General features: G+C 59.7%; 11 protein-coding genes, 1 tRNA gene and 1 pseudogene. 12 read left to right on the top strand and 1 reads right to left on the bottom strand.

Features of this window, described 5'->3' with window-relative positions:
• The first annotated feature begins 61 nt into the window (after nucleotides 1-61).
• The 9 genes from hisB to C0V97_RS09470 all read left to right on the top strand — a co-directional run bounded on the left by hisB (nucleotide 62) and on the right by C0V97_RS09470 (nucleotide 6,037).
• Complete coding sequence (gene hisB, locus C0V97_RS09430) at nucleotides 62-658, top strand: imidazoleglycerol-phosphate dehydratase HisB (RefSeq protein ID WP_127102357.1); 597 nt, start codon at nucleotides 62-64, stop codon at nucleotides 656-658.
• The gene (locus C0V97_RS09435) at nucleotides 655-1,002 is read left to right on the top strand and encodes a hypothetical protein (RefSeq protein ID WP_127102358.1); all 348 of its coding nucleotides are present in this window, start codon (nucleotides 655-657) and stop codon (nucleotides 1,000-1,002) included. The genes hisB and C0V97_RS09435 overlap by 4 nt, the downstream gene beginning before the upstream one ends.
• Nucleotides 999-1,640 carry an imidazole glycerol phosphate synthase subunit HisH gene (gene hisH / locus C0V97_RS09440; protein WP_127102359.1) on the top strand — a complete coding sequence of 214 codons (642 nt, stop codon included), beginning with the start codon at nucleotides 999-1,001 and terminating at the stop codon, nucleotides 1,638-1,640. Before C0V97_RS09435 ends, hisH begins: the two co-directional genes overlap by 4 nt.
• Before the next feature lie 41 nt (nucleotides 1,641-1,681).
• The gene (gene hisA / locus C0V97_RS09445; RefSeq protein ID WP_127102376.1) at nucleotides 1,682-2,986 is read left to right on the top strand and encodes a 1-(5-phosphoribosyl)-5-[(5-phosphoribosylamino)methylideneamino]imidazole-4-carboxamide isomerase; all 1,305 of its coding nucleotides are present in this window, start codon (nucleotides 1,682-1,684) and stop codon (nucleotides 2,984-2,986) included.
• Nucleotides 2,974-3,735, top strand: coding sequence for an imidazole glycerol phosphate synthase subunit HisF (gene hisF / locus C0V97_RS09450; protein WP_127102360.1), 762 nt, complete (start codon nucleotides 2,974-2,976; stop codon nucleotides 3,733-3,735). The genes hisA and hisF overlap by 13 nt, the downstream gene beginning before the upstream one ends.
• A 58-nt stretch (nucleotides 3,736-3,793) precedes the next feature.
• Nucleotides 3,794-4,273, top strand: coding sequence for a phosphoribosyl-ATP diphosphatase (locus C0V97_RS09455; protein ID WP_370265332.1), 480 nt, complete (start codon nucleotides 3,794-3,796; stop codon nucleotides 4,271-4,273).
• Between the two features lie 3 nt (nucleotides 4,274-4,276).
• Nucleotides 4,277-4,666, top strand: coding sequence for a histidine triad nucleotide-binding protein (locus C0V97_RS09460; protein WP_127102362.1), 390 nt, complete (start codon nucleotides 4,277-4,279; stop codon nucleotides 4,664-4,666).
• 44 nt (nucleotides 4,667-4,710) lie between these two features.
• Nucleotides 4,711-4,786, top strand: a tRNA-Glu gene (locus C0V97_RS09465).
• 129 nt (nucleotides 4,787-4,915) lie between these two features.
• Entirely contained in the window at nucleotides 4,916-6,037 is a 1,122-nt protein-coding gene (locus C0V97_RS09470; RefSeq protein ID WP_127102363.1) for a site-specific integrase, read from the top strand.
• A 260-nt stretch (nucleotides 6,038-6,297) separates the two neighbouring features.
• On the opposite strand, the gene C0V97_RS09475 is transcribed toward C0V97_RS09470, so the two are convergent.
• The gene (locus tag C0V97_RS09475; protein WP_127102364.1) at nucleotides 6,298-6,936 is read right to left on the bottom strand and encodes a LysE/ArgO family amino acid transporter; all 639 of its coding nucleotides are present in this window, start codon (nucleotides 6,934-6,936) and stop codon (nucleotides 6,298-6,300) included.
• A 74-nt stretch (nucleotides 6,937-7,010) separates the two neighbouring features.
• Here C0V97_RS09475 and C0V97_RS09480 point away from each other — a divergent pair, with 74 nt between their 5' ends.
• From C0V97_RS09480 to C0V97_RS09490, 3 genes and pseudogenes are all read left to right on the top strand, one after another.
• Nucleotides 7,011-7,916 carry a LysR family transcriptional regulator ArgP gene (locus C0V97_RS09480; protein ID WP_127102365.1) on the top strand — a complete coding sequence of 302 codons (906 nt, stop codon included), beginning with the start codon at nucleotides 7,011-7,013 and terminating at the stop codon, nucleotides 7,914-7,916.
• A gap of 111 nt (nucleotides 7,917-8,027) precedes the next feature.
• Nucleotides 8,028-8,465 (top strand): alpha/beta fold hydrolase, encoded by a 438-nt coding sequence (locus C0V97_RS09485; protein WP_127102366.1) that lies wholly within the window; start codon nucleotides 8,028-8,030, stop codon nucleotides 8,463-8,465.
• A 46-nt stretch (nucleotides 8,466-8,511) separates the two neighbouring features.
• Nucleotides 8,512-9,013: pseudogene (locus C0V97_RS09490) on the top strand (transposase); the annotation flags it as partial.

Genomic DNA, 9,013 nt, shown 5'->3' on the forward strand with positions numbered 1-9,013 from the left:
CTTCCGATCTCTCGCCAAGAGGCCATCGCGTATTCGCGCCGAATAGTTTATGGTTGACCCCATGACAGAAGCCAGACAGTCCCGCCTTCACCGCAAGACCGGTGAGACCGATATTTCCGTCTTCATCGATCTCGATGGCAGCGGTCGCGCCGAACTCGATAGCGGGATCGGGTTCTTCGATCACATGCTCACGGCGCTCGCCAAGCATGGCGGATTCGACATCGAAGTGCGTTGCCATGGTGACCTGCATGTGGACGGACATCACACCGTCGAGGATATCGGCATTGCGCTCGGCAAGGCTTTCGCACAGGCCCTGGGCGATAAACGCGGGATCACGCGGTTTGGCCATGCCCTCGTGCCGCTGGATGAGGCGCTCTGCGAGGTGGTCGTGGATATTTCAGGACGGCCCTACCTCGCCTGGAATGTCGAATTCGTGCGCGAGCGGATTGGCGAGATGGATACAGATCTGTTCGAGGAATTCTACCGCGCATTTGCCATGGCTGCGTCCATCGCTCTGCACATTACCTGTAAGGCGGGGCGGAATGCCCATCATATTGCTGAAAGCGGCTTCAAGGCCTTTTCCCGCGCCTTGCGTATGGCCGTGGCAATAGACCCGCGTGTCGGCAGCGCGGTGCCCTCGACCAAGGGGGTATTGTGAACGCCTATCTGGCCTTCGGCGGGGAGGCGTCATATCCGACCGCTCTGATCAAGCAGGGTATGCATTGGCGTCTCTTTTTCCTCGGGCCGATCGGTTTTCTGCTCAGTGGCTGCTGGATCGCGTTTGCCATTAGCGCCTGTATCAGCGCCGTGGTGCTGCGTTTTACCGGTCCGGCCGGTCTGTTCTACGCTTATATCCTGAACTTGGTGCTGGCCGTCTTTGCAGCGGAGATCATGGGATGGGAGATCCGGCTCAAGGGTGGCGTACTTCGCGGCGTATGGCTGGGAAGGAGCATGGCTGATGCCAGACTGCGTGCTGCCGACTCAGCGTCGGGGGCAGCATGAGAAAGATCGTTGTTATCGACTATGACGGAGGAAATCTTGCCTCCGCCGCTCAGACGGCACGGCATGTCGTCACGACACAAGGCCTTGATGCGGACGTCATCATCTCGGGAAGATCGGAGGATGTTCTCGGTGCCGATCATATCATCCTGCCGGGTCAGGGCGCCTTTGCGCATTGCGCAGCGGGACTTGGTGGCGGACTGCGTGAGGCCCTGGTGGAAGCCACTGATCGCGGAACGCCGTTTCTCGGCATTTGTGTGGGCATGCAGCTCATGGCTCAATGGGGGCTTGAGCATGGGCGAACGGCGGGACTTGGCTGGATTGATGGTGAGATTGCCCGCATGGATGCGGCGCTAGAGGCCGGGCTGCGCCTGCCGCATATGGGGTGGAACGTGCTCGATTTCGAACCTGGCCACCACGCGCTGACGGCCGGACTTACCCCGGGAGATCACGGGTACTTTGTCCATTCCTACGCGCTTACGGGCTGGAACGAAGACGATATCGTCGCGACTGCCGGTTATGGCGGGCGGGTGCCGGCCATCGTGGCTCGTGGCAATCGTTGCGGAACGCAGTTTCATGTCGAGAAAAGCCAGAAGACCGGTTTGACGATCATGGCTAATTTTCTGAGCTGGATGCCGTGACCCGTATTGCGGAGCGTCTCTCGCGTATTGATGAAACGGATATGGCCGCGCTATGCGAGATCACCACGGCGGCTATTCTGGATGGGGGTGGTCTAGGCTGGCTCACCCCTCCTGGACGCGCCGTTCTTGAGCGCTACTTCAATGGTGTCCTCATGGTGCCGGAGACGCGATTTTTCGTCGTGCGTGACGAGGACGGCCAGATTCAGGGCTGCGCGCAGCTCGTACGTCCGTCGCGTAACAACGAGGCCCAGGCACAGACAGCCCAGATCCGCGGATATTTTGTGGCGCCATACATGCGTGGGCGCGGGCTGGGGTATGTTCTGGCCGATGCCGTCATGGAGGCGGCTCGGGCTCTTGGCTGCAAGGTACTGAACTGCGAGGTGCCTGAAACGCAGCACTCCGCCCTGTCCATGTTCCGGTCACTTGGTTTCGAGCACTGGGGAACGCATCCTTTTTACGCCCGGAGCCATGAAGGAACCATCAAGGGGCTCTTCATGACAAAGCGCCTCGATCCAGGCGCTTCTTCCATCACCAGACAAAAACGGCAGTCCGAAAAGGAAAGCACCTTGGCGAGCACGGATACTTCCACGCAGCGGCATCTCAGCCTCTATCCCGCGATCGATCTTAAGGACGGCGCCTGTGTACGCCTGCGCCGAGGGGAGATGGATGAGGCGACGGTCTATTCTGACAACCCTGGTGCGCAGGCCCTTGCTTTCGCGCAGGCCGGATGTTCCCGACTGCATGTGGTGGATCTCAACGGGGCTTTCGCGGGGCGTTCCGCCAATGGGGCCGCGGTCGAGGCGATCCTTGCCACAACGGATCTTCCTGTCCAGCTTGGGGGCGGTATTCGTGATATGGCTGGTATCGAACGCTGGCTGACCGCCGGGCTCGACCGGGTCATTCTCGGTTCGGTTGCCGTGAAGAACCCGGAACTGGTGCGGGAGGCCTGTAGGGCTTTTCCGGGCAAGATCGTTGCCGGAATTGATGCGCGTCAGGGGCGTGTTGCAACCGAGGGCTGGGCAGAAGTGTCTGAGCTGAATGCGCGTGACCTCGCCCTGCGCATGCAGGATGCAGGTGTTGCTGCTGTCATCTTCACCGAGATCACCCGTGACGGCATGCTGGAAGGTCTCGACCTCGAGCAGACGGCTGATCTTGCGCGCAGGCTTTCCATCCCGGTCATCGCGAGCGGTGGGGTGGGCTGCGCCCAGCATCTTCGTGACTTTCGGGCGGTGGCCGATGAGACGCCAGGCCTTGACGGGGTTATTGTGGGGCGCGCGCTCTATGATGGCCGGGTATCGCTTGAGGAAGCGCTCAGTATCGTCGAGGGCACGTCATGCTCAAGCTGAGAGTCATCCCCTGCCTTGACGTCAAGGATGGGCGCGTGGTGAAGGGCGTGAACTTCGTCTCGTTGCGCGATGCCGGTGACCCGGTGGAGCAGGCTGTCGTTTATGATGCAGCCGGAGCCGATGAACTGACCTTCCTTGACATCACGGCCAGCGTTGAAAACCGCGATACCATCTATGATGTGGTTCGGCGCACGGCCGAGCGTGTCTTCCTCCCCTTGACCGTAGGCGGAGGGGTGCGCGCGCCCGAGGACATGCGTCGTTTGCTTCTGGCGGGAGCGGATAAATGCGCGGTCAATTCGGCGGCTGTCGTCAATCCTGAGTTGATCAACGACTCAGCCAATCGCTTTGGGAGCCAATGTGTCGTCGTTGCCATCGACGCCCGCTCCGACGGTAAGGGCGGCTGGGAGGTCTATACAAAGGGTGGCCGCCAGCCCACAGGGATAGACGCCGTGGCTTGGGCGCAGGAAGCCCAGGCTCGCGGTGCGGGCGAGATCCTGTTGACGAGCATGGATCGAGACGGCACGGGAGAAGGCTTCGATCTCGATTTGCTGCGCAAGGTCTGTGGCACGGTTACAATTCCTGTGGTGGCCTCGGGTGGCGTGGGAGAACTTGCGCATTTCGTGGAAGGCGCGAAGGCGGGAGCGAGTGGTCTGCTTGCCGCCAGTGTCTTTCATTTCGGGACATTCGGCATTGCCGGGGTCAAGGCGGCCCTCGAAGAGGCTGGTCTGCCAGTGCGCCCGGGAAACTGATGCGCTGCGCGGAAAGCTTTGACCTGCCCTTTTGGCAGCATACGACGATGAATGGGAAATGATCATGGCGCTCGCCACGAAAAGAACGACACGCAAGGCTGATGGCGGCGGCGCCAAGAAAGGCGGGGCCAAGCCGGCCTCAGCCAAGAAGGCACAGGGTAAGAAGGGGGCGTCCAAGAGTGCCGCGCCTCCTGAAGTGCAGCAGACGGATGCTCAGGTTCTGGATCATCTTTTCCAAACGGTGTTGTCGCGTCGCGGAACGGACCCGTCGCTGAGCCACTCCTCACGTCTCCTTTCGCGGGGACGTAAGAAGATTGCTCAGAAGTTCGGTGAGGAAGCGGTCGAGTGCCTGATCGAAGCGGTCGCAGGAAAGCCCGCAGAGCTTATCAGCGAGAGTGCAGATGTGTTGTACCATCTGATCGTGATGTGGGTGGATGCGGGCATCACGCCTCAGGAGGTGTGGCAGGAGCTGTGTCGCCGTGAGGCCATGAGCGGCGTCGAGGAAAAAGCCTCGCGCCCGCGCAAGACGGGGGAATGAACCGTGGCTGTTGATTTGAGCCTTCCCTACGATCCGGGCAATGTCTTTGCGAAGATCCTGCGTCGTGAGATCCCTGTACAGATTCTGTATGAGGATGAGTACGCCCTTGCCTTCCCTGATATCTCCCCTCAGGCAGCGATTCATGTCCTGATCATTCCAAAGGGTGCTTACGTGTCTTCGGCGGATTTCGGGGCGTCCGCGAGCAATGACGAGATCGCGGGCTTTGCGCGAGCAATCTCCAAGGTGGCCGAGCAACTGGATCTGACCCGCAACGGATATAGACTGATCAGCAACACAGGACCTGATGCCGGTCAGGAAGTTCCGCATTATCACGTGCATCTGCTCGCAGGTGAAAAACTGAGTGCGAAATTAATCAAGAAAAACGCAGAATGACCCTTGCGGGCACCCCCGCAATATCATAGAAGGCACCTCGCCTCGTCCCATTCGTCTAGAGGCCTAGGACACCGCCCTCTCACGGCGGCAACAGGGGTTCGAATCCCCTATGGGACGCCATTTGATTTTCCGCAGTTTTCTGCGGGTTCCAATGGGTAAAAAGCAGAATCCTGATTTACCAAAGTGTTGATTTTGAGCCAGTCCTGAGCCACTCAGGAAATTATGGCTCTTTGGTATCAGGAGCTTCGCATGAGCGAATCAGAAAGATCAGGCATCGATCCGGCCACAGGTAAACCACTCCCCAAGGGTGTATGGTACCGAGGCGCGGGTCAGTATCAGGCCCGCAAGATGGTTGATGGCAAACGCCTGAGAAAGACCTTTGCATCCTCAGCGTTGGCTCGCCGCTGGCTAACTGAAAAACGTGCCGAGGTCGATCTTCGCCAGTTCAAGGACACATCGTCTCTCGACAAGACACCACTCAGACGATTGGTGGAACGCTACCGCGACGAATGCATGGCCCATCGCCAGGGGGACCGTACGGGCCACATCCCTGCCCTGCTCGATGACCCTGTCGTTAATGTCATGGTGAGCAAATGGCAGCCAGCTGACGTTCGTGCCTTTCGCGATCGCATGCTTGCGGACGGCTATGCGCCAGCAACCGTGGTCAAGCGGCTCAATCTCCTCGCCAGCATCGTCCAGCACGCGATCAGTGAGTGGGATATCCATACGGTCAATCATGCCTCCGGCAGGATTGTAAAACGGCCGCAAGGCGCTGACAGGAAGCGTAACAGGCGGTTGGCCATTCTAGATAATGAGCTTAATCTTCAGAGTGAATATGACCGCCTTATAGAGGTTGTTTCGGCCTCTGAGCATGCGGACGATGTATGGCTCGTCAAATGGTCGATCGAACAAGCCTGTCGTTTATCGGAGTCTGTTTCTCTCTGCTGGAAAGACATCGATTTCCGCAGTCGCACGCTATCGCTTGCCAGAGTGAAGAGCGAGCGCCTTCGGGAGGAACTCGGCCCCGAGAAACGCCCCCTGACACCCGGTGCACGGCGCCTCCTCGTCGAGAAACTCAAGCAGATGCCGCATAGGCCGGAACCGCAGGAGAAAATCTTCGATATTGGCAATGAGAAGGCGTTTTCTGTCCGTTTTGGTCGGATGACCAAGCGCGCAGGCCTGATCAACCTCACCTTTCATGATCTTCGCCACGAGGCGACGTCGCGTCTCGCACGCTATCTCACGAACCCGCTCGATCTGATGCGGGTCACCGGACATCGTGATCTGAAATCGCTCGATCGATACTACCAGCCCATCATGCAGGAACTCGCGGACAAGATTGAGGCTAATGAGCCAACGCCTATAGAATAGACATCTCTTTTCCGCTACTTCCGATGATTTCTATTATCGGAAGTAGGTGTAATGGGCAGAAAACGGCAGCGGATGGGCTTGGAAGCATGCCTCAGAGGCAGGGTTTGGCTATGCCACAGATTACCTCCGCGCTTACACGGCCGCGCTCAACGAAGGATGTCAGCTTTCGCCTTCTTTCCGGACACTAAACATGCCGGCACAGGTTCCTCGAAGCGGACGTCAGACACAGCCGATCGTTCGCATCGATCTGTTTGTCACTTTCATCCCAGTCGTAACTCCGGGCACAAAGTCCGTAAGATAAGCACGGCTGCCAACGTCAGCATGACGCAACCTACGATCGCATCGAGTATGCGCCAGGCGAACGGACGCGCAAAAATCGGTCGCAACAGACGACTGCCGTAGCCGAGGGATGCAAACCATACCACGCTCGCGGACGCGGCGCCGACGATGAAGAGCGGGCGTTGTCCGGACGGTTCGGCCGCCCCAGCCGCTCCCATCAGGAGCACCGTATCGAGATATACGTGCGGGTTGAGGAACGTGAATGCCGCCAGCATAGCCAATACCCGCGCACGCGGGATTGGGGGCGTCTCGCCTGCGATCATGCGTCGGGGTGTGCGCATCCGGCGCAGTGCCGCAAGGCCGTACCAGGCCAGAAACGCGCTACCGCCGAACGCCAGAACCCGTTCGAGCGGCGGAACAGCGCCCAGAAAAGTCCCAAGACCGCTGACGCCTAGCGTTATTAGCAAGGCGTCGGCAAGGCTGCAGAACAGGACGACCAGGGTGACATACTCGCCCTTCAAACCTTGCTGAAGGACGAACAGATTTTGCGCGCCGATCGCCATGATCAGCGCGGCCGACAGACAGAAACCGGAAAAGACTGGAAGCAGCAGAGGCATCATTCCTGAGGGAGGTATCAGCCAAGCACTCGAAAGGAAAACTTGTTTTCTTTCATCAGATGAAGCAACGCTTCATCATGCTCGATTATCCGTCGCTTGCGGCTGTCGCCGCCGTCATTCGCGAAGGCACGTTCGAACGCGCTGCAGCTGTTCTCGGCCATACGCCTTCCGCGGTTTCGCAACGTGTGCGCGGTCTGGAAGAGCGTCTTGGTGCGATCCTCATCCAACGCGGGCAGCCATGTCAGCCGACCGCACTGGGCCGGAAGCTGTGCGATCATGTCGACCGCGTGCGCCTGTTGGAACAGGATCTCGGCCCCGCTCTGGGGCACGGCGGCGGCAGCCTGTCTGGCGGCGTTGCCACCATTGCGATCGCCGTCAACGCGGACAGCATGGCAACATGGTTTGCCAAAGCCGCCGCCGATTTTACGCATCAGACTACGGTCGCACTTGATTTCAGGCTGGATGATGAAGCGCATACAGCCGATCGCCTGCGCTCCGGCGAAGTGCTGGCCGCCGTCAGTTCCAATCCTGCTCCCATTCCAGGATGCAAGATCATCGAATTAGGCACGCTACGCTATGCCGCCTGCGCCAGCCCGGCCTTCATGGCGCATCATTTCAGTCAGGAATTCAGTATTGAAAGGTTGGCGGCAGCGCCATCCTTGCGTTTCGATCGACGCGACGGACTACAGGCCCGCTGGCTACGCGAAACCCATGGAACCGAGCCGGGCAAGGTGATTCATTGGGTGCCGTCCACCCAGGGGTTCCTTGACCTCGGGCTCGCCGGCGTCGGCTGGGGGATGCATCCGATCAAGTTGGTCAGGGAACACCTGACGGCGGGACGGCTGGTCGAACTGCCGCCGGGCATCAGGATTGGGGTGGCGCTTTACTGGACTGTCGCCCGACTACATGCCGATACCCTGATCCGTCTAACGCAGGCCGTGCAACGTGCCGCTGCTACGGAACTACAGGCGCATGATGGGTGATTGTCCCCCTCCCCACAGCTGGGTCATGGAGGCCGGAAGCCGTTCCGGCCCGCGCAATAATGAAAACGACGATCCAACGCGTCTTTGAAACGAGAGGATATCGCCGCGATCATGCCCAAAACCCTGGTCCTGCCGGGTGCCGCTGGAAGCGCCACATTCTGGCGACCGGTCGCGTCCCACGCCGGACTGGAGGGCCTATTCTTCGCCTGGCCCGGTCTGGGTCACGAGCCGCCTCAGGGCGATATCCGTTCGATCGACGATCTGGTCGATACGGTCGGCGCCCATATCACGGAGCCGGTCGACATCGTGGCGCAGTCGATGGGCGGCTTTATCGCGCTGCGTCTGGCATTGGCGTTTCCGCATCTGGTCCGGCGCCTGGTCCTGACGACCACGTCCGGGGGCGTGCCGGTCGCGGATCTGGGCGGCTGCCCCTGGCGTGATGATTATGCGCGCACATTTCCGAATGCCGCGCTGTGGATCGCCGATCCCGTCAGCGATCTCTCTGCCCGGCTTCCAGCGGTTACACAGCCTCTGACGTGCTCCGCTTGAATGTGACCGTTTTGAAGTAGAGTCCGATCGAGAAGGATACGGACGAATGAAGCGCAGTCGATTTTCGGAAGAGCAGATCATAGGCATCCTGAAGGAGCAGGAGGCGGGTCTGAAAGTTGCGGATCTGTGCCGCAAGCATGGGATCAGCGATGCGACTTTTTACAAATGAAAGACCCGTTACGGTGGGCTTGAGGTTTCCGAGGCAAAACGGCTCAGGACGCTGGAGGATGAGAACGGTCGCCTCAAACGACTTCTGGCGGATGCCATGCTGGACAATGCGGCGCTAAAGGAACTCGTTGGAAAAAAGTGGTGACGCCTGCCGACAAACGGCAGGCGGTCCGACACATCCGGGAAGTTTTCGCCCTGAGCGAGCGGCGTGCGTGTGCACTGGTGGGTGTGGCTCGCCGCGTTTTTCGCTACGCCTCTACGTGGCCTGACGATGCGGCCCTACGCCAACGTCTGCGCGCCCTGGCGGCCGAGCGTCGCCGGTTTGGCTATCGGCGGCTGGGGTATATTCTGGCGCGGGAGGGCCWTGCTCCCCACCACAA

This window comes from Asaia sp. W19, assembly GCF_003994335.1.
Lineage (GTDB): Bacteria > Pseudomonadota > Alphaproteobacteria > Acetobacterales > Acetobacteraceae > Asaia.

Excerpts from the sequence above, each read along its gene's own strand:
- hisF (WP_127102360.1), top strand. The coding sequence starts at position 2,974 with ATGCTCAAGCTGAGAGTCATCCCCTGCCTTGACGTCAAGGATGGGCGC.
- hisH (WP_127102359.1), top strand. The coding sequence starts at position 999 with ATGAGAAAGATCGTTGTTATCGACTATGACGGAGGAAATCTTGCCTCC.
- C0V97_RS09475 (WP_127102364.1), bottom strand. The coding sequence starts at position 6,936 with ATGATGCCTCTGCTGCTTCCAGTCTTTTCCGGTTTCTGTCTGTCGGCC.
- C0V97_RS09455 (WP_370265332.1), top strand. The coding sequence starts at position 3,794 with ATGATCATGGCGCTCGCCACGAAAAGAACGACACGCAAGGCTGATGGC.
- hisA (WP_127102376.1), top strand. The coding sequence starts at position 1,682 with ATGGCCGCGCTATGCGAGATCACCACGGCGGCTATTCTGGATGGGGGT.
- C0V97_RS09470 (WP_127102363.1), top strand. The coding sequence starts at position 4,916 with ATGAGCGAATCAGAAAGATCAGGCATCGATCCGGCCACAGGTAAACCA.
- C0V97_RS09480 (WP_127102365.1), top strand. The coding sequence starts at position 7,011 with ATGCTCGATTATCCGTCGCTTGCGGCTGTCGCCGCCGTCATTCGCGAA.
- hisB (WP_127102357.1), top strand. The coding sequence starts at position 62 with ATGACAGAAGCCAGACAGTCCCGCCTTCACCGCAAGACCGGTGAGACC.
- C0V97_RS09485 (WP_127102366.1), top strand. The coding sequence starts at position 8,028 with ATGCCCAAAACCCTGGTCCTGCCGGGTGCCGCTGGAAGCGCCACATTC.